The organism is Amycolatopsis sp. NPDC049688 (assembly GCF_040674975.1).
Taxonomy (GTDB): domain Bacteria; phylum Actinomycetota; class Actinomycetes; order Mycobacteriales; family Pseudonocardiaceae; genus Amycolatopsis.
Genome location: NZ_JBFANY010000007.1, coordinates 363,389 through 382,799 on the forward strand (window position 1 = coordinate 363,389; position 19,411 = coordinate 382,799).

Below are 19,411 nucleotides of genomic sequence, written 5' to 3' on the forward strand. Positions count from 1 at the left end.
ACGACGGGTGGGTCAGGCGCCCGGCACGGCCACCGGGGCCCCGGCCGGGCGGAAGGTCCGCCCGGCGCCGTCGAACAGGTACACCTGGGCGTCGCCGACGTGGAAGTACATCCCGGTCAGCTGCAGTTTCCCGGCCGATTCGGCCGCCGCCACCGAGGGGTACTCGCGCAGGTGGTCCAGCTGCTGGAGCACGTTGTGCAAGGCCAGCCGGTCGCCCTCCCGGTCCGGGACGGCGCCGTCCAGCGTCGCCGCACCCAGGCGGTGCGCGCTCGGCTCCGCGTGGCGCAGCCAGGCCGACAGCGGCCCCGGCGGCGGGCCGTCGGCCAGGGCGGCCATCGCACCGCAGCTCGAGTGGCCGCACACCACGATCTCCGCCACCCCGAGCACACCCACCGCGTACTCAATGGAGGCGTTCATCGACGCGTCGGCCTGCCCGGGCGGGACGAGGTTGCCGATGTTGCGGATGGTGAACAGGTCGCCCGGGCCGCTGGTGGTGATCAGGTTCGGCACGATCCGGGAGTCGCCGCAGGTGATGAACAGCGTGCGCGGCCGCTGGCCGTCCGCGAGCCCCGACAGCGTGTCACGCAGCAGGGGCGCCGCGCGGCGGTGGAACTCGGTCGCGCCGCGGCGGGTCTGCTGCGCCGGGATCCCCTCGACGGCCTGCCACGCCGACCAGGGCGCGAGCCAGCGCGGCACCGCCCGGCTCGCGGCGATCCGGGACCGCGTCGGGCGGCCCGCCTTGCCTTCGCCGAACCACGGGTGGCCGACCTCGTCGACCTCCACCGTGCCGCCGGCGCGCTCGTGCGCCTGCTGCCAGGTGTGCAGGCTTTCGAAGGCGGCGTGGTCGAGGTAGTCGACGACCAGCTCCAGCCGTACCGTCACGCCGTCCGGGACGCTCCCGAGCACCTTCGACAGCCGCGGCACCGACAGGAACGTCAGCACGCCTTCGACGACGACCCGCCAGTCGTCGCCCTCGCGCTCGACGTGCAGCCCCGACCAGACCGTGCGGCGCAGCATCAGCACCAGCGCCAGCCCGATCCCGGCGAGCACGCCGGTGAGCAGGTCGAACACGACCACCCCGGCAAGGGTGAGCAGGTACACGGGCAGGTCGCCGTGGGCGAGGACGGTCCGCATGTGCCCGGGGTTGACCAGCTTCGCGCCGACGTGCACCAGCAGCCCGGCCAGTGCGGCCAGCGGGATGCTCTGGATCAGGCCGGCGAGCAGGACGACGAACAGCAGCACCCAGACGCCGTGCAGCACCGCCGACGCGCGGGACTTCGCCCCGGCGGCCACGTTGGTGGAGCTGCGGACGATGACGCCGGTGACGGGCAGCCCGCCGAGCGCGCCGGAGAGCATGTTGGCCGCGCCCTGGCCGACCAGCTCGCGGTCGAGGTTGGCGCGCGGCCCGGTGTGCATGCGGTCGACCGCGACCGCCGAGAGCAGGCTTTCCACGCTGGCGATCAGCGCGATCGTGACGACGGCGAGCGCGAACCCGCCCCAGCCGCCGTCGGGCAGTTGCGGGACGAGGTGGATGTTCAGCAGGTCACCGGGCAGTTCGACGCGCGGCAGCGTCATCCCGAAGGCCACCGACACCACCGTGGCCACCGCGATCGCGGCGAGCGGCCCCGGCACCTTGCGCACGGCTGCGGGCAGTTTCGGCCAGACCAGCAGGATGCCGATAGTGAGCAGGCCGACGATGGCGGCGGAGTCGTGGTGGGCGACGATCTGGGCGGGCAGCTCGGCGATGTTCTCCAGCGCGGAGCTCTGGGCCTTGCCGCCGAGGATGACGTGCAGCTGGCCGAGCACGATCGTGACGCCGATGCCGGCCAGCATGCCGTGCACGATCGCCGGCGAGATGGCCAGCGCGGCCCGGGCGATGCGGCTCAGCCCCAGCAGGATCTGGCACGCGCCGGCGGCGACGGTGATCGCGCAGGTGACCACCCACCCGAACGTCTGGATGGTTTCGGCCATGACCACGGTCAGGCCGGCGGCGGGCCCGCTCACCTGCAGGGCGGAGCCGCCGAGCGCGCCGGCGACGATACCGCCGACGACGGCGGCGACCAGCCCGGCGGCGACCGGGGCGCCCGAAGCGAGCGCGATGCCGAGGGACAGGGGGACAGCTACGAGGAAGACGACCAGTGAGGCCGGCAGGTCGTGTCGGAGCACGGCGAGGGGTCTCATGATCACCATGCAACAGGAAATCGAGTGAAATGTCCGCTATGTACCACCCGATCGAGTGAACAACTCGCCACATTTAGCCTGAACGTCACATATCGGGCACCGCGTTAACACGCCGTTCACGGGTCCTCATTTCTGTCGCGTGACAGTTGAATCCCGTACGACACAACAGCTTCCGGACCACCCCAATGTGGCGTTGGGTACGTCCAGCGCACCGAACGCCACATTGGGGCGCTAGCGGTCAGTGCTCCAGCGCGCCCGCAGGGACGAACCCGCGCGCGGAACTGTCCAAAAGGGACACTTGCGCCGCGCCGACGTCGAAGTACATCCCGGTGAGCCGCAGCGCACCCCGGTCCAGGGCCGCCGCGACCACCGGGTAGCCGCGCAGGGTTTCCAGCTGCTGCACCACGTTCTGCAGCGCGAGCTGGTCGGCCTCGGCGGCCGGCCGCTCGCCGCCGAGCAGCAGCGGCGCCTCGCGGGCACGGCGCCGCAACGTCGCTTCGCCGTGGCGCAGCCAGCTGCCGAGCTGTTCGAGGCCGTCCGGCGCCCGGCCGAGCAGCGCCTTCATCGCGCCGCAGCCGGAGTGCCCGCACACCACGATTTCGGCGACGTCCAGCACCCCGACGGCGTACTCGATCGCCGCGCCGACCGAGGAGTCGGTGCCGCCGGCCGGCGGCACGAGGTTGCCGATGTTCCGCACGGTGAACAGGTCACCCGGCCCGCTGGTGGTGATCAGGTTCGGCACGATCCGCGCGTCGCCGCAGGTGATGAACAGCGTGTGCGGCTGCTGGCCGTGCGCCAGCCCGCTCCACGTGTCGCGCAGCAGCGGCGCAGTGCGGCGCTGGAACTCCGAAGCGCCGCGGCACAGCAGCGAACTGGCCGTGCGCTGCGCGGGCAGCACGACGTGCTCGGCCTGCCACTCCGACCACGGCGCGAGCCACCGCGGCACGACCCGCGCGGCGACGCTGCGGCGCACGGTCGGCTCCCCCGAGCGGCCGCGTTCGAACCACGGGTGCCCGATCTCGTCGACCGTCACCGGCCCGGCGTGCGCCTGCTGCCAGCCACGCAGGCAGTCGAACGCGGCGTGGTCGAGGTAGTCGACGAGCAGCTCGAGCGTGACGTCGGCGTGCGCGGGCACTTCCGCGAGCACCCGGGTCAGCCGCGGCACGGACAGGAACGTCAGCGCGCCTTCGATGACGACGCGGTGGCGGTCGCCGTCCGTTTCGACGTGGATCCCGGAGAAGATCATCCGCCGCAGCATCAGCGCGAGCGCCAGCAGGATCCCCGCCGCGACCCCGGTGAGCAGGTTGACGGCGACCGCGCCGGCCAGCGTGACGACGTACACGGGCAGGTCGCCGTGCCGCCGGACCTCCTTGAGCCCGTTGAGGTTCACCAGCTTCGTGCCGACGTACACCAGCAGGGCGGCGAGCGCGGCCAGCGGGATCAGCCGCAGCAGCCCGGTGAACAGCAGGCAGGCGGCGAGGATCCACACGCAGTGCAGGAGCGCCGACGCCCGGGTGCGCGCGCCGGCCTCGTAGTTGGTCATGCTGCGCACGATGACGCCGGTGACCGGGAACCCGCCGAGCGCGCCGGCGGCGACGTTCGCCGCGCCCTGCCCGATGAGCTCGCGGTCGAGGTCGGTGCGCGGGCCGCCGCGGAGCTTGTCCACCGAGACCGCGGACAGCAGGCTCTCCAGGCCGGCGATGAGCGCGATGGTGAGCGCGGCGAGCGCGAAGCCGGCCCAGCCGCCATCGGGCAGCCGCGGCACGACGTGGAGCGCAGGCAGCCCGGCCGGGAGGTCGACGCGCGGGAGGCTCATCCCGGCCAGTACGGACAGCCCGGTGGCCAGCGTGACGGCGGCCAGCGGCGCGGGCACCCGGCGCACGGCCTTCGGCAACCGCGGCCAGGCCAGCAGGACGCCGAGGGTGACGACGCCGATCAGCACGGCCTGATCGTGGTGCGCGGCGATCTGCCCGGGCAGCGCCAGGACGTTGGCGAGCGCGGAGCCCTGCGCCGAGCCGCCGAGGACGACGTGCAGCTGGCCGAGCACGAGCGTGACGCCGATGCCGGCGAGCAGGCCGTGCACGATGGCGGGCGACACGGCGAGCGCGGCGCGGGCGAGGCGCGTCAGGCCGAAGACGATCTGGAGCAGGCCCGCGGCGACGGTGATCGCACAGGTGACGGGCCAGCCGTGGGTGGCGATCGTGTCGGCCAGCACCACGGTGAGGGCGGCGGACGGGCCACTGACCTGCAGCGGCGATCCGCCGAGCAGGCTCGCGACCAGCCCGCCGGCGACAGCGGAGATCAGGCCGGAGAGCAGCGGCGCCCCGGCGGCGAAGGCCACGCCGAGGGACAGGGGGACGGCGACGAGGAAGACGACTATCGAAGCGAAGAAATCGTGTTTGAGGTCCTGGAGTTTCTGGTGCGACGGCGGTCCGGTGTCGTGCTCGCCACGAACGATCTCGATCATGGGGGCAGGATCGCCGAAAACGGGCGAAAAGTCCGCTACGCAAGCATTTCTCGCGTTCCGCCGGGCACAGGATCGACCGGGCGGACCCGGCTTTCACACTTACCGCCTCCGCCGTTCGCGTGGTGTAAATCTTGACCGGACACGCAGTGCGACGATGAGGGGACTTCGGGTCTCGCTGTGCCCGCGATCACACCCGATGTGCTGAATTCACGCCTTTTCGGCGACGGCCAGCATCGCGCGGATGATCACGGCCAGGTCGTCGTCAGTCGAAACGTAGGGCGGCATGGCGTAGACGAGGTCCCGGAACGGCCGGAGCCAGGCGCCGTGCGCGGTCGCGACCTCGGTGGCGACGGCCATGTCGACGGGGTGGTCGAGCTGCAGCACCCCGATCCCGCCCAGCACGCGGACATCGGCGACGGCGGCCAGGTCGCGCGCCGGAGCCAGGCCGTCGAGCAGGCCCTTCTCCAGCCGCGAGACGTCGGTTCGCCAGCTTCCACCGGCGAGCAGCCCGAGCGACGCGTTGGCGACGGCCGAGGCGAGGGGGTTGCCCATGAAGGTGGGGCCGTGCGCGAGCACGGGAAGTTCGCCCCGCGCGATCCCGGCGGCGATCTCCGGCGTGCACAGGGCCGCGGCCATGCTCAGGTAGCCCCCGGTGAGGGCCTTGCCGACGCACAGGACATCGGGCGTCACGCCGGCGTGCCCGGCGGCGAAGAACGAACCGGTGCGGCCGAAGCCGGTGGCGATCTCGTCGAAGATCAGCAGCACGTCGTGCGCCGCGGTCAGCTCCCGCAGGGCGCGCAGGTAGCCGGGGTGGTGGAACCGCATCCCCCCGGCCCCCTGCACGACCGGTTCGACGATGACCGCGGCCAGTTCATGCCGGTGCCGCTCGATTTCCGCGGCCAGCATGTCCACATAGGACGGATCCGGCGGGGTGTCGAAACCGGACGGTGGCGCGGGCACGAAGACCTGGTCGGGCAGCACCCCGCGCCACAGCGAGTGCATGCCGCCCTCGGGATCGCAGACGCTCATCGGGGTGAAGGTGTCCCCGTGGTAGCCCCCGCGCCAGGTGAGCAGCTTGTGCTTCGCGGTTTTCCCGCGGGAACGCTGGTACTGCAGGCACATCTTGACGGCGACCTCGACGGAGACGGAACCGGAGTCGCAGAGGAAGACGTGCTCGAGCCCCTCGGGCGTGAGGTCGACGAGGGTCTTGGCCAGGGTGACGGCGGGTTCGTGCGTGAGACCGCCGAACATGACGTGACTCATCCGCCCGGCCTGGGCGGCGAGCGCGGCATCGAGCACGGGGTGCCGGTAGCCGTGGACAGCGGACCACCACGAGGACATCCCGTCGACGAGCTCCCGCCCGTCGGCCAGGGTGAGCCGGACCCCGCTGGCCTCGGTGACCAGCAGCGACGGCACCTTCGCCGGCATGGGGGCGTAGGGGTGCCAGACGTGCCGGGCATCGAGGGCGAGCAGGTCGGCGGAGTCCATCCGCCGACCCTACGACACGGCCGCCGCCGAGCAGTCCGCCACCGGTCGTGAGGGCCAAGGCGAGTTTCTGACTCGCCTTGCCACTCACGACCTGTCCGGGTATCACAGGCGGACCGGCAGCGCCTCCAACCCGTGCACCAGCGAGCTGGGCCGGTAAACGAGCTCGTCCGGCTTGGCGTCCAGAGCGATGTCCGGGAACCGGGCCAGCAGCCCCCCGAGCGCGATTTCCGCCTCCAGCCTGGCCAGCGGCGCCCCCACGCAGTAGTGGATCCCGTGCCCGAAGGCCAGGTGCCCGCCGGCCGGGCGGGTGATGTCCAGCCGGTCCGGCTCCGGGTACCGCTCCGCGTCACGGTTCGCTCCGAGCAGGGAAACCAGCACGAACTCGCCCGCCGGGATCGTCACGCCGCCGACCTCCACCGGCTCGGCCGTGAACCGCAGGGTCGCCAGGTGGATCGGGCCGTCGAAGCGCAGGAACTCCTCCACCGCGCCCGGCAGCAGCTCCGGCTCCGCGCGCAGGCGGGCCAGCTGCTCCGGCTCGCGCAGCAGGGCCAGCGTGCCGTTGGCGATCAGGTTGACCGTCGTCTCGTGGCCGGCGACCAGGAGCAGGAACGCCATCGACACCAGTTCGGGCTCGGACAGCGAGTCGCCGTCGTCGGTCGCGTGCACCAGGTCCGACAGCAGGTCTTCGGCCGGCTCCGCACGCTTCTGCGCGATCAGGCCGGTGAGGTAGCCGAACATGCTCTGCGCCGCCGCCAGCATTTCCTCCGGGCGCGCCGCCGCGCTCAGCAGCGTCTTCGACCAGCCGGAGAACTCCGAGCGGTCCTCTTCGCGCACCCCGAGCAGCTCGCAGATCACCGTGATCGGCAGCGGCGCGGCGAACGACGCCACCAGGTCGGCCCGCTCCTGCCCGGCCAGCTCGTCGAGCAGTCCCGCGGTGATCTCCTCGACCCGCGGCCGCAGCCGCGCCACCGTCCGCGCGGTGAACGCCTTGTTCACCAGTTTCCGCAGCCGCGTGTGGTCCGGCGGGTCCGAGTTGAGCATGTGCTGGCTGAGGTCCTGCCCGAAGCCGCTCATCTGGGCCTCCGGCGGCAGCTTCGCCTCGAACAGCGCCCGGATGCCCGCGCTGTTCTTGTGCAGCCGCGGATCCGCCAGCAGCGACCGCGCGTCCGCGAACCCGGTGACCAGGTAGCACGGCAGTCCCCGTGGTGGCAGCCGCACCCGGCGCACCGGGCCGCCCCCGCGCAGCATCTCCGAAAACAGGTGCGCGTCCTGGGCGAAGTCCTCCGCCACCTCGACGATTTCGTCGCTCGTCATCTCATCCCCCAAGCCTCACCGCGTCAGCGTTCGGCGAGTGCCGCCACGACGCGCTCGGTCACGTCCTGCCAGTATGCCCGCTGTTCCTCGCGTTCTTCCGCGTCCGCAAGCCATTCTTGGTGGAACCTCAGTGTCGTCTTGGCCCCGGCGCCGCTCAGCCGCACCTGCACGGTCGAGTCGTGGTCCCAGTCGCTCGGCCGCCAGGTGAGCCGGACCCGGTCGCCTTCGGCGAAGCTGCGGATCTCGCCGACCGTGCCGTTCGCCGTTTCGTACTCCGCGCCCGGTTCCCGCGGCAGCTCGACGCCGGGGCCGAGCCAGATCGCGACGCCCTCACGGCTGACCAGGAAGTCCCACACCGTCCCGGCCGGGTACGGCAGGGTGCGCGAAACGCCGATGTTCCACCCCACATCGGCCGTCTTCCCCACTGAAGAAGTCATGTCCTCATCGTGCCACCGGGGTACGACAAAACCGGCCACCGGTCCGGGTGGAGGATCAGTACCCGTGCGCTACCGCCCGATTTCCCCCGCCGTCCTGGCCGAAGAACTCACCGACCGCATCGACGCGCTGACCACGCCGCGGATCGCGGTGGCCGTCGACGGCGCGGCCGGCGCGACGGAAACCGGGGAACTCGCGGACGCCCTGGTCGACCCGCTGCGCCTGCGCGGCCGCGCGACCCTGCGCGTGTCGGCGCGCGACTTCCTGCGCCCGGCGTCCCTGCGTTTCGAGCACGGCCGCACCAATCCCGACGCCCGCTACAGCGACTGGCTCGACCTCGGCGCCCTCCGCCGCGAAGTCCTCGATCCGCTCAAGGGGTCCGGCGAAGTCCTGCCGTCGCTGTGGGACGCCGCACGCGACCGCGCGACCCGCGCCGAACGCGTGCCGCTGCCCGAAGGCGGGGTCGTGCTCGTCGACGGCGAGCTGCTGCTGGGCGCGGGGCTGGCCTTCGACCTGGCCGTGCACCTGTGGCTCTCCCCCGCCGCGCTGCGCCGCCGCGTACCGGAGGCCTGGGCGGTCCCGGCCTACGAGCGCTACGAGGAAGAGGTGGATCCGAGCTCGCTCGCCGACGTCGTCGTGCGCGTCGACGATCCGCGGCACCCGGCGCTCTACACGCCTTAACGGACGACGGCCACCGGATCGCCGTCGAGCAGGCCGGACAGCCGCCGCGCCATGACGTCCCAGCGCCAGTTCGCCGACACCCACCGGCGCCCCGCTTCGCCCATCCGGCGCGCGCGCACGGGGTCGGCCAGCAGGCTGGCGAGGGTTTCGGCCAGCTGCGTGACGTCGCGGCCGTCGACGACGTGCCCGGTGACCTCGTCGAGGACCGTCTCGGGGGCACCACCGGAGTTGCCGGCCACCACGGGCAGGCCGGTCGCCGAGGCCTCCAGGTAGACGATGCCGAGCGCTTCGACGTCCAGGCCCTTGCCGCGGGTGCGGGCCGGCATCGCGAAGACGTCGCCCGCCGCGTAGTGCGCCGGCAGCTCCGCCCACGGCACCGACCCGGTGAGCACGACGTCGCGCTCCAGGCCCAGCTCGGCGACCAGCCCGGTGAGCGTCTTGCGGTACGGGCCGCCGCCGACGATCAGCAGCACCGCGTCCGGGACCTGCTCGCGGATCTTCGGCAGCGCGCGGATCAGCTGGTCCTGGCCCTTGCGCGGGACCAGCCGCGACACGCACACGACGGTCGGCCGGTCGCCGAGACCGTGCCGCGCGCGGATTTCCGCGCGCCCTGCCGGGTCCGGCCGGTACAGCTCGGTGTCCACCCCGGACGGCAGCAGTTCCAGCCCGGCCATCGGGCCGAACGCCGCGGCGAAGCGGCCGCGGGTGTACCGGCTGACGTAGGTGAGGACGTCCGCGGTGTCGCCGATGCGCCGCAGTGCCTGCCGCGAACCCGGGAGCATCGACCAGCCGACCTCGTGCCCGTGCGTCGACGCGACGACGCGGCGCGCCCCGGCCCGCCGCAGCGGGTGTCCCAGCAGCGCGAGCGGGGCGGCCGCACCGAACCAGACGGCTTCGCAGTCCCTCGCCCGCATGATCTGCTTCGCCCGGCGGAGCACGTCCGGCGTCGGCAGCATCAGGGACGTCGGGTGCCGGACGACCTCGAACGGCGCCTCGGCGTCGAACTCCTCGTGCGACCCCGTCCGCGACTCCCACGACGGCGCGTAGACGACCAGGTCGTCCGCCGGCAGCCGGGTGGCGAGGGAGTTCAGGTAGTTCTGGATCCCCCCGGGCCGGGGCGGGAAGTCGTTGGTCACGAGCAGGGTCTTGAGCACGCCCCAAAGGCTAGCCACCGACGAACCAGGGGCGGCACCGCGTCCGCGGTACCGCCCCTGGAGGGTGCTGCTTCGGGGATTACGCCGTCGGGCGGCGGGCTCCCGCATACTGGCTCTGCAGCGGCGAGATCTTCACGACGTCACCGGTGTCGGGCGCGTGCACCATCTTGCCGTCGCCGATGTACATGCCGACGTGCGAAACGGGCGAGTAGTAGAACACGAGGTCGCCCGGCTGGAGCTGGTCCCGCGGCACCGCGGCGCCGAAGGTCGACTGCTCGCGGCTGGTCCGCGGCAGGGTGATGCCGGCCTGCTTGTAGGCCCACATCGTCAGGCCCGAGCAGTCGAAGTTGGTCGGGCCGGTCGCGCCGTAGACGTAGGCGCTGCCCAGCTTGCTCAACGCCGCGTCGACCGCCCTCTGCGCGGCCGCGGTGGGCGCCTGGATGTTGGAGGGGGGCGTCCCGCCGGTGTCCCTCCGGGCGGCCTTGTCCGAGGCGCTCAGGTTCTTGTTGGCCGCTTCGAGCTGGTCGATCTGGTCCTGCAGCGTCTTCTGCTTGGCCTTGATGTCCTCGGTCAGCTTCGCCGCGGCGTCCCGCGCGTCCTGCGCGCGCTTCGCGGCGTCGCTGGCCTTGGCGGCCGCGTCGGTGGCCTCCTGGACGGCGCCGGTGAGGTTGCCCATCGCGGCGTTCTTGCCGGTCGCGATGACCTCGAGCGCCGACGAGCGGTCCAGGAAGTCCTGGGTGGACGTGCCCGCCAGCAGCGCCGACAGCTTGTTCAGCTGGACACCGCTGGTGAACGACGCACCGGCGAACTTGTCGACCTCGGTCTGGTACTTCTTCTGGCTTTCGGACGCCTTCGTGGCCTGTTCCTTGGCCGCGTTGACGTCGCCGGTGGCCTTGTCGAGCTCGGCCTGCTTCTTCTTCAGGTCGTCCTGGGCGGACAGCAGGTCTTCGTTGAGCTTCTCGGCCTGGGCCGCGAGGTCGCGGTACTGGGCGAGGGCGTCGGAGCCGGTGGGCGGGGTCTGGAGGACGGGGACGGGGGCGGCGGTGGCCGACGGCTGCGCCACGGTGACGAGGGTGATCACCGAGGCCGCGGCGAGGGCACCTGAAACCACGCGCCTGAGGGAATGCGACTGCACGGTCGCGCGGGTCTCCTTTGGTCTCGGCCGCCGAAGGGGACCGGGGCGCGAAGAGGCCGGGGAGTTCCTCTTCACCGCTGTCCCACCCACCACGCGCCCGGACCGCGCTTTGACATGCACGGACCGCAACAGGTGAAGCACGCGGTGGTGGTTCCGGTTCCCAGCTTCCCGACAAAGCTGCGCCCGGCGGCGATCTCGCGTCGCCGCCTCTTCAGACGGCCGGGGGCCACGAGATCTCGGACAGGTTACGAAAAGACCGCCACCGCGTCCACCACCTCTCGGCCAAAAACGCTGAGTGACACCGCTGCACACCATCGGACCAGGGCGGGAGCCATCGTGTGATGGGCGTTACACGCTGGGGTTTTCCGGCGGGCTTTTCGACTACCGACCGTTCACCGATTCAATCGACCATTCGGCGCGCCGTCACGAAACGGTGGAAATCAGGCGGAGCGCCGGACCGGTTCTTCGACGAGCCGCAGCCGCGGCACCATCCCGGCTTCGGCCAGCGCGTCCACCGCGCGCCGCTCGTCCGCGTCCCACACCACCGCGGGTGGCGCGCCGAGCAGCACGTTCACCACGCAGTCGTGGCAGGAGATGCCGCGCACGGCGCAGCGGTCGCAGTCGACCACCAGGTTCTCGATGTCCGAAACGGCGATGTGCGAGACGTCCACTTCGGACAGCTCGGGGGTGTCGCCCATGTGGTCCTCCTCACGTCGGAACTGACTGAGGAGAACGGTAAGGGCCACCACCGACAATTTCGGGCGGTCAGCGTCATACCGGGGCCTTCGCCCCGGGCCGGGGGCTTCGCCACCCGGACCCCCGAAAAGCTCGGTCAGACCCTAGACAACCGGCTGACCAGCACCGCTGCCGGTGTCGGATGGGCTCCGCCGCCCCGGACCGAGTCCGCGACGGCGCGGTCGGACGTCGCGACGACCATGGGCCGCCCGGCGGGCTCGGCGGCGACGAGGTTGCGGATCACGTCGTCGGCCAGGACCCCGCGGTCGGAGAACAGCACCCGCACCCCGCGCGGCACCGAAGCGGGCACGGAGAGCACGCCGGCGCCGTCGAAGACGACGGTGACCTCGGCGGACGTGCGCGCGGCCAGCGCGGACAGCTGGTGGATCAGCCGGTCGCGCTGGTCGGCGAGGGCGAGTTCGGGATACCCGGTCTTGGTGACGTTGTAGCCGTCGACGATCAGGTGCACGTTGGGCAGCGCAAGATAGCGGTCCAGCGTGGACACGTCGGCGATCCTGCCGCCCTGGCCGGTGCCCGGGCTGGCACCGCGGACCATGTCCGCCGGGCGGGCCCCGCGCGCGCCGAGGGCGAGTTCGCGGCGCAGGCCGGTGACGGCGCCGTCGATGGTGTCGATGAGCAGGGCGAGCCGGACCTCGTCGGCCTGCCGGGCCTCGCGGGCGGACTGGCGGGCGATCTCGGCGTCGGCGACGGCGCGTTCGGCACGGGCGCGTTCGCCGGCGACGCGCTGGCGTTCGCGTTCGAGCTGGCTGGTGAGCGAGGCGATCTCGTCGACGTGGGCGGCGGAGCCGCGTTCGGCGTCGGCGGCTGCCGCTTCGGCCGCGTCGCGTGCCTGGCGCAGCTGGACGCCTTGTTCTCGAAGGCGCTTCAGGAGCTTCTCGACTTCGCCTTCGCGCTCGCCCCGGGCGTTTTCGGCGGCTTGTTTCGCTTCGGCGAGTTCGGCGCGGACCTGGGCGAGCTCGGCTTCGAGCCGCTGGGTGCGGGCGAGCGCGGCGTCGCGTTCGGCACGCAGGGCGTTTTCCTCGGCGTTCCGGGCGACCAGCCGGACGCGCCCGGCGGCCCCGGACTCCCCGAGCAGCACGGCGGCGGCCGCGGCGGCGACCGAGTCGGCGGCGTTCGGGTCGAGCACGTCCGTGCGGTGCTCGCGCAGCCATTCGATGACGGCGGTGCGGAACTGCGAGGACTCACCGAGGGCGGCGAGCAGCGCGGCGCCCCCGAGCTTGGCCCGCTTGGCGGGGGCGAACTTGGCGACCGGCCGCAGCTGGCGGGGCACATCGGTGGCGGGCAGCTTGGCGACGGCGGCCGCGGCGAGCTCGGCGATGCGGTCCCGTACCGGTTCCGGCAGGGTGGGCCAGGTGGCGGGTTCGGGCCGTCCGTCCTGGTCAGCGGGCTCCCCGGCCACCTCCGGGCGCGCCGCGACACCCGAGGGACCCACGGGATCCCCCGGCGGCTCCGGCACGAGCGGCTGCGGGTGCATTGGTCCAGGGTAGGCCCCGCCCCCACATCCCGCCCCGCGCGGCACACGGACCGGCGGCCCACCCGGCCGGAGGGCCCCGGGCGACCGGCCGGCCGCGCGGCGAAACGAACCGGATGCGGCCGGTGAACACAGGCCCCTCGGCGGCCGAGCCCTGGCAGGCCGCGGCCTGCCAGCAGGCGGCGGAACCACCGAGGCACGAACCGGCAACCCCAGCCCGGCCCGGGTTCCGGCCGTACCGCAGCCGGCACACGGACCGGCGGCGCGCGGAAACTGTCGGTGGTCGCCTCTAGGGTCCCGCTCATGCGTCCGGTCCAGGCACAGCTCGCCTTCGACGAGCTCGGAACCCCGTTGCGGGACACCACCTTCGTCGTGTTCGACCTCGAGACGACCGGGGCTCCGCCGGGGCCGTCGGGGATCACCGAGATCGGCGCCGTGAAGGTCCGCGGCGGCGAGGTGCTCGGCGAGTTCGCCACGCTGGTCAACCCGGGGATGGTGATCCCGCCGCAGATCGTGTCCCTGACCGGGATCACCCAGGCGATGGTGTACGACGCGCCGCCGATCGAGGAGGTGCTGCCCGCCTTCCTCGAGTTCATCGGGAGCTCGGTGCTGGTCGCGCACAACTCGGGCTTCGACACGTCGCACATGCGGGCGGCCTGCGAAGGCCACGGGTACGTGTGGCCGAAGCTGACCGTCGTCTGCACGGTCCGGCTGGCGCGGCGGGTGGTGCCGCGGGACGAGGTCGGCCGGTACAACCTGACGGCGCTCGCGCTGCTGTTCGGAGCGAAGACGCGGCCGACGCACCGGGCTCTGGACGACGCGCGGGCGACGGTGGACGTCCTGCACGGCCTGCTGGAGCGGGTCGGCAACCTGGGCGTGCACTCCCTCGAAGAGCTGATGGGGTACCTGCCGGAGGTGACGGTCGCCCAGCGGGCGAAGCGGCACCTGGCGGCGGACCTGCCGTCGGCTCCCGGCGTCTACCTGTTCAAGGGGCCGAAGGACGAGGTCCTGTACGTCGGCACGGCGAAGGACCTGCGGCGGCGCGTGCGCACGTACTTCACGGGCTCGGAGAACCGCTCCCGGATCCGGGAGATGGTCGCGCTGGCCGAGCGCGTCGACCACGTCGTGTGCGCGCACGCGCTGGAGGCGGAGGTCCGGGAGCTGCGGCTGATCTCCGCGCACCGCCCGGCGTACAACCGGCGGTCGAAGAACCGCCACCAGGGCTGGTGGATCGGCCTGACCGACGAGGCGTTCCCGCGGTTGTCGGTGGTGCGCCTGCCGCGGCCGGGGGTGCTGGGCCCGTTCCGCAACCAGGCGGACGCCCGCACGACGGCGGACACCCTGGCCGGGGCGTCGGGCCTGCGGACGTGCACCCAGCGGATCTCACCGCGGTCGCCGAACGGGACCCCGTGCGTGCTGGCGGAGCTGGGCCGGTGCGGCGCGCCGTGCGCGGGACGGCAGAGCGTGGAGGCGTACGGCCCGGCGGTCGAGTCGGTGTCGGGCCTGATCGCGGGCCTGGACGGCCGCCCCCTGCACACGGCGGCCGCGCACGTGGAGCGGCTGGCGGAGGGGCAGCACTACGAGCAGGCGGCCCGGCACCGCGACGAGCTGGCGGGGCTGATCCGGGCCTTGGGCCGGGCGCACCGCCAGGCATCGCTGGCATCGATCGGCGAGCTGATCGCGGCGGGCCCGGACGGCGCGGGAGGCTGGGAGCTGGCGGTGATCCGCTACGGCAGGCTGGCCTCGGCGGGCGTGGCCCGCCGCGGGGTACCGCCGATGCCGGTGGTGGAGGCGCTGGTGGCTTCGGCGGAGACGGTCCTCCCGGACCCGGGGCCGTTGCACGGGGCACCACCGGAGGAGGTGGGGGTGCTGCTGCGCTGGCTGGCCCGCCCGGGGGTGAGACTGGTCCGCACCACCCGCCCCTGGGCCGAGCCGGCGGCCGTGGCGGGCTGGCAGGGCTGGCTGAACCTGGTGTCGGAGGCGCATTCGCTGGAACACGTCGGCTGACGCACGCGCCTCGCGAATCCGGCCGGTCGGTCGGCGTGCCTGGAGGGTCGGTTCACGTGATCGGAGGGTCGGCTCGCGGCGGCCGCCTGGGGGCGCGGGCCGCGCGCCGGTCGGGGCCCACCGCGGCGTAGCTAGGATCGCGGGCGACCCCACAGCCGAGTCTTGGAGGACCCAGGGTGATCACCGCGATCGTGTTGATCCAGGTAGAGGCGGACGCGATCCCGGACGCCGCGCAGGCGATCGCCGACATCGAGGGTGTCGGCGAGGTCTACTCGTGCGCCGGGGACGTCGATCTCATCGCCACCGTCAAGGTGTCGACGCACGAGGAGCTGGCCGACCTGATCCCCGGGCGGATCGGGAAGGTGCCGGGCGTGCTGGACACCGTCACGCACATCGCGTTCCGGTCCTACTCCCGCGCCGACACGGAATCGGCCTTCTCGATCGGCGTCGAGGATTGAGCGAGCCCCCCGCGGCCCGGTTCGAGGCCCTGCCGCCCTCCCACCGGCGTGAGTACGTCCAGTGGGTCGCCGAGGCCAAGAGGCCCGAGACGCGCGTCTCGCGGGTGGAGAAGACCATCGCCCGGCTCCGCGCCGCGAAGCCCTGAAAACGACCGAAGGCCACCTCCCGGAGGAGGTGGCCTTCGTCGTGGCCGAACCTAGTCCTGCTTGGCGGCCGAGGCCGTCTCCGCGGAGTCGAACTCGCCGTGCTGGCCGTGCTGGCCGTTCTCGCCACCGCCGTGCCCGTTGCCGTGGGCGCGCTGCAGCGCCACCGTCTCGTCCGCCGGGTCCGGCGACCAGAACGTGCCCGGGACGGCCTGACCGGCCGAGCCCAGCTTGTTCATCTTCTTCGGGACGGACGCGCCCTGGTATTCGAGCGGGATCGCGTGGCCGTGGCTGTCGACGCCGCCGAGCGGCTGGTGGATCTCGATGAACTCACCGTGCGGCAGCCGCTTGATGATGCCGGTCTCGACGCCGTGCTCCAGCACCTCGCGGTCGGCCCGCTGCAGGCCCAGGCAGATGCGGTAGGTGAAGTAGTACGCCAGCGGCGGCACGATCAGCACGCCGATGCGGCCGGCCCAGGTCGTCGCGTTCAGCGAGATGTCGAAGCTGTCGGCGATGATGTCGTTGAAGCCGGACAGCTCGATGACCATGAAGAAGCCCAGCGCCATCGCACCCAGCGCCGTGCGGACCGGGGTGTCCCGGGGCCGCTGGAGCAGGTTGTGGTGCGCGGTGTCCTTGGACAGCTTCCGCTCGATGAACGGGTAGCCCAGCAGCAGGCCGAACAGGATCGGCATGCCGATCGCGCCGGGGAAGAACACCGCCGGGATCGTGTAGTTCCCGAGGTAGACCTCCCAGGCCGGCCAGATCCGGAGCATGCCGTCGGCCCAGGCCATGTACCAGTCGGGCTGCGAACCCGCCGACACCTGCGCCGGGTTGTAGGGGCCGAAGTTCCACACCGGGTTGATCTGGAACAGCCCCGACATCAGCGCCAGCACCCCGACGACCAGGGTGAAGAACGCCCCGCCCTTGAGCGCGAAGTACGGCATGATCCGGACGCCGACGACGTTGCTCTCCTTGCGGCGCACGCCCGGGAACTGGGTGTGCTTCTGGTACCAGACCAGCGCCAGGTGCGCCCCGACCAGGGCGAGCATGATGCCCGGGATCAGCAGGATGTGCAGCGTGTACAGCCGCGGGATGATCTGGTCGCCGGGGAACTCCCCGCCGAACAGCGCCCAGTGGATCCAGGTCCCGGCCACCGGCACCGAGAGCACGATGCCCGACAGGGTCGCGCGGATACCGGTACCCGAGAGCAGGTCGTCCGGCAGCGAGTAGCCGAAGAAGCCCTCGAAGCAGCCCAGGATCAGCAGCAGCCCGCCGATCACCCAGTTCGCCTCACGCGGGCGCCGGAACGCGCCGGTGAAGAAGATGCGCAGCATGTGCACGGCCATCGACGCGACGAAGATCAGCGCGGCCCAGTGGTGCAGCTGCCGCATGAACAGGCCGCCGCGGACGTCGAAGGAGATGTCCAGCGTGGTGCGGAACGCCTGGGACATCTCCAGGCCCTGCATGTTCTTGAAGCTGCCGTTGTAGACGACCTCCTGCATCGAGGGGTCGAAGAACAGCGTCAGGTACACGCCGGTCAGCAGCAGGATGATGAAGCTGTAGAGCGCGATCTCGCCCAGCAGGAACGACCAGTGCGTCGGGAACACCTTGTTCATCTGGTGCCGCAGGCCCTTGGCCAGCCGGTACCGCTGGTCGGCGTTGTTCGCGGCCTCGCCCAGATGCCGCTCCACGGCACTCGAGCCCTTGGTCGGCGTGGTGAGTGAACTCATGACTTACGCTCCCAAAAGGCCGGACCGATGGCCTCGATGAAGTCGCCTCGCGCGTACAAGTATCCCTCTTCGTCCACCGTGATCGGTAGCTGGGCCAGCGGCCGCGTCGCCGGGCCGAAGATCGGCTTGCCGTAGTGGAGAGCGTCGAACTGCGACTGGTGGCACGGGCACAGGATGCGGTTGGTCCGCTGCTCGTACAGGGAGGTCGGGCAGCCGACGTGGCTGCAGATCTTCGTGTACGCGTAGTAGTCGCCGAAGTTGAAGTCCTCCTGGCCGGCCCGCTTGACCACCTTGGCGGCGTCGGTCGGGCGCAGGCGGATCAGCATGACCGGGTTGTCGACGCGGGTCAGCGCCGCGGCCAGCGCCTCCGGGGTCGTGTCCGTTTCCTTGTGGTACGGGAACACCGTCTCCATCGCCCCGGCGTCGAGGTCCTCGGCCTTGACCAGGCTGACGTCCTTGGGATCCTCGATGGGCTTGCCGGTGGCCCGGCGCAGGTAGACCTTCTCGCCCGGGTAGTTGGGCTTCCAGCCGGTGTGCCACAGCGAGTCGCGGGACTCGCTGTCCTTCCACGGGTTCTTGATGAAGGACGCGACCGGCAGCGCGGCGGCCGCGAGGCCCAGGGCGCCGGCCCCGGCGATCGCCGAGCGCTTGATCAGCGACCGGCGGGCGATCGTGCTGCGGTTCCCGGCGTCGGCCAGGTGCGCGAGGATCGTCGCGCGGTCGACCTCGGCCGACCCGGCGCCGTCCGCGTCGGTCCGCTGCTGCACCGCGACCTCGGCGGGCACGAACTTCTTCGTGTACAGGATCACGCCGATGCCCAGGCCGAGGATGGCCAGGCCGAGCGTGATGCCGAGCATCGGGGTGTAGAGGCTGTACCAGAAGTGGCCGCTCTCGTTGTCCGGCGCCTCGTACTTCCACGGCCACCAGATCAGCGACACGACGAACCCGATCCCGGCCAGCGCGGAGAGCCCGAACCAGAACGCGACCAGGCGCTCGGCCCGCTTCTCCGCCCGCGTGCCCTCCACGGGCCACGGGGTCGGGTACTCGACGATCTCGACGCCGTCGAGCTGACCGCCCAGCTTCAGCAGCTGGTCGCGGTCCATCTCAGCCAGCTCCGCCTCCGTCGGCGGCTTCGGCCCCTCGGCACTCATGCCTTCGATCCAATCCACAACGTCACGCCGATCAGCGCGGCGATCCCGACGATAAAGGCGATGACGCCCTCCGAAGCGGGGCCGACCCCGCCGAGGCCGTTACCACCCGGGTCATTGTTGCCGTCCGACACCGACTTCACGTAGGCGACGATGTCCTTCTTCTCCTCCGGCGACAGCTGCCGGTCGGAGAACTTCGGCATGTTCTGCGGGCCGGTGAGCATGGCCGTGTAGATCTGCTCTTCGCTGGCCGGGTCCAGGTTCGGCGCGTACTTGCCGGCGGACAGCGCGCCACCGCGGCCGGTGAAGTTGTGGCACGACGCGCAGTTGAGGCGGAACAGCTCGCCACCGCGGGCCGGGTCGTTCCCGCGCAGGGCCTCGCCCTTCTCGGCGGGACGCTGGACGCCGCCGCCGTGCGCCTGGATGTAGGCGCCGACCGCGTCGATCTCGGCCTCGGTCAGCTTCGGCGGCTTGCGCTCGGCCTGCGCCTCCTGGCGCGCGGCGGGCATGCGGCCCGAAGAAGTCTGGAAGTACACCGCGGCGTCGCCGATGCCGATCAGGCTCGGCCCGCGGTCCTGCACGCCCTCGAGGTTCGCGCCGTGGCAGGCGATGCAGGTGTTGTTGTAGACCTGCTCGCCGAGACGCAGCTGCGCCGGCGTGCCCTGGGCCTGCGCGGTCTGCGGCTCCGGGGCGAACACGGCGTACAGGGCGCCGGCGCCCACCAGCGCGATGCCGAGCGCGAGCAGGCCGGCGAACCGCCTCCGCAGCTTCGACCGCGCGCGGTAGCGGCGCTCCGAGGATTTCGTGCTGGTGGTCATCTTGCGGCAACCCTTGCTGTCAGT

At 72.1% G+C, this 19,411-nt stretch carries 16 protein-coding genes; 4 read left to right on the plus strand and 12 right to left on the minus strand.

Annotated elements, in window-relative coordinates:
* Positions 1 to 12: 12 nt before the first annotated feature.
* The 5 genes from AB0J55_RS25035 to AB0J55_RS25055 all read right to left on the minus strand — a co-directional run bounded on the left by AB0J55_RS25035 (position 13) and on the right by AB0J55_RS25055 (position 7,887).
* On the minus strand, positions 13 to 2,190 hold the full coding sequence (locus AB0J55_RS25035) for a bifunctional SulP family inorganic anion transporter/carbonic anhydrase (RefSeq protein ID WP_364252891.1): 2,178 nt from the start codon (positions 2,188 to 2,190) through the stop codon (positions 13 to 15).
* Positions 2,191 to 2,419: 229 nt separating this feature from the next.
* The gene (locus tag AB0J55_RS25040; RefSeq protein ID WP_364252894.1) at positions 2,420 to 4,648 is read right to left on the minus strand and encodes a SulP family inorganic anion transporter; all 2,229 of its coding nucleotides are present in this window, start codon (positions 4,646 to 4,648) and stop codon (positions 2,420 to 2,422) included.
* A 207-nt stretch (positions 4,649 to 4,855) separates the two neighbouring features.
* Positions 4,856 to 6,136, minus strand: a complete 1,281-nt coding sequence (locus AB0J55_RS25045) for an adenosylmethionine--8-amino-7-oxononanoate transaminase (RefSeq protein WP_364252897.1) — start codon at positions 6,134 to 6,136, stop codon at positions 4,856 to 4,858.
* Positions 6,137 to 6,238: 102 nt separating this feature from the next.
* Positions 6,239 to 7,450, minus strand: a complete 1,212-nt coding sequence (locus AB0J55_RS25050; RefSeq protein WP_364252900.1) for a cytochrome P450 — start codon at positions 7,448 to 7,450, stop codon at positions 6,239 to 6,241.
* Positions 7,451 to 7,473: 23 nt separating this feature from the next.
* A complete protein-coding gene (locus tag AB0J55_RS25055; protein WP_364252903.1) occupies positions 7,474 to 7,887 on the minus strand; it encodes an SRPBCC domain-containing protein in 414 nt (137 codons plus the stop codon).
* Between the two features lie 64 nt (positions 7,888 to 7,951).
* On the opposite strand from AB0J55_RS25055, the gene AB0J55_RS25060 reads away from it, so the two are divergent.
* Entirely contained in the window at positions 7,952 to 8,566 is a 615-nt protein-coding gene (locus AB0J55_RS25060) for a uridine kinase (RefSeq protein ID WP_364252906.1), read from the plus strand.
* Here the strand turns inward: AB0J55_RS25060 and AB0J55_RS25065 are convergent.
* The 4 genes from AB0J55_RS25065 to AB0J55_RS25080 all read right to left on the minus strand — a co-directional run bounded on the left by AB0J55_RS25065 (position 8,563) and on the right by AB0J55_RS25080 (position 13,085).
* Positions 8,563 to 9,720, minus strand: coding sequence for a glycosyltransferase family 4 protein (locus AB0J55_RS25065; RefSeq protein ID WP_364252909.1), 1,158 nt, complete (start codon positions 9,718 to 9,720; stop codon positions 8,563 to 8,565). The genes AB0J55_RS25060 and AB0J55_RS25065 overlap by 4 nt on opposite strands.
* 79 nt (positions 9,721 to 9,799) lie before the next feature.
* On the minus strand, positions 9,800 to 10,855 hold the full coding sequence (locus AB0J55_RS25070) for an NlpC/P60 family protein (RefSeq protein WP_364252912.1): 1,056 nt from the start codon (positions 10,853 to 10,855) through the stop codon (positions 9,800 to 9,802).
* Positions 10,856 to 11,295: 440 nt separating this feature from the next.
* Positions 11,296 to 11,553, minus strand: coding sequence for a hypothetical protein (locus AB0J55_RS25075; RefSeq protein WP_364252915.1), 258 nt, complete (start codon positions 11,551 to 11,553; stop codon positions 11,296 to 11,298).
* 134 nt (positions 11,554 to 11,687) lie between these two features.
* Positions 11,688 to 13,085 carry an NYN domain-containing protein gene (locus AB0J55_RS25080; RefSeq protein ID WP_364252918.1) on the minus strand — a complete coding sequence of 466 codons (1,398 nt, stop codon included), beginning with the start codon at positions 13,083 to 13,085 and terminating at the stop codon, positions 11,688 to 11,690.
* A 300-nt stretch (positions 13,086 to 13,385) separates the two neighbouring features.
* Between AB0J55_RS25080 and AB0J55_RS25085 the strand changes: the two genes are divergently transcribed.
* The 3 genes from AB0J55_RS25085 to AB0J55_RS25095 all read left to right on the plus strand — a co-directional run bounded on the left by AB0J55_RS25085 (position 13,386) and on the right by AB0J55_RS25095 (position 15,693).
* Positions 13,386 to 15,089 (plus strand): DEDD exonuclease domain-containing protein, encoded by a 1,704-nt coding sequence (locus AB0J55_RS25085; protein WP_364252921.1) that lies wholly within the window; start codon positions 13,386 to 13,388, stop codon positions 15,087 to 15,089.
* A gap of 176 nt (positions 15,090 to 15,265) precedes the next feature.
* Complete coding sequence (locus tag AB0J55_RS25090) at positions 15,266 to 15,547, plus strand: Lrp/AsnC ligand binding domain-containing protein (protein ID WP_013224084.1); 282 nt, start codon at positions 15,266 to 15,268, stop codon at positions 15,545 to 15,547.
* Positions 15,544 to 15,693 carry a YdeI/OmpD-associated family protein gene (locus tag AB0J55_RS25095; protein WP_364252924.1) on the plus strand — a complete coding sequence of 50 codons (150 nt, stop codon included), beginning with the start codon at positions 15,544 to 15,546 and terminating at the stop codon, positions 15,691 to 15,693. The genes AB0J55_RS25090 and AB0J55_RS25095 overlap by 4 nt, the downstream gene beginning before the upstream one ends.
* Positions 15,694 to 15,744: 51 nt before the next feature.
* Here the strand turns inward: AB0J55_RS25095 and AB0J55_RS25100 are convergent, their stop codons facing one another.
* From AB0J55_RS25100 to AB0J55_RS25110, 3 genes are read right to left on the minus strand one after another with little or no spacing between them, the layout of a single operon-like run.
* Positions 15,745 to 17,421 (minus strand): cytochrome bc complex cytochrome b subunit, encoded by a 1,677-nt coding sequence (locus AB0J55_RS25100; protein ID WP_364252927.1) that lies wholly within the window; start codon positions 17,419 to 17,421, stop codon positions 15,745 to 15,747.
* Complete coding sequence (locus AB0J55_RS25105; protein ID WP_364252930.1) at positions 17,418 to 18,572, minus strand: ubiquinol-cytochrome c reductase iron-sulfur subunit; 1,155 nt, start codon at positions 18,570 to 18,572, stop codon at positions 17,418 to 17,420. Before AB0J55_RS25105 ends, AB0J55_RS25100 begins: the two co-directional genes overlap by 4 nt.
* Positions 18,569 to 19,387 carry a c-type cytochrome gene (locus AB0J55_RS25110; protein ID WP_364252933.1) on the minus strand — a complete coding sequence of 273 codons (819 nt, stop codon included), beginning with the start codon at positions 19,385 to 19,387 and terminating at the stop codon, positions 18,569 to 18,571. The genes AB0J55_RS25105 and AB0J55_RS25110 overlap by 4 nt, the downstream gene beginning before the upstream one ends.
* Between the last annotated feature and the right edge of the window lie 24 nt (positions 19,388 to 19,411).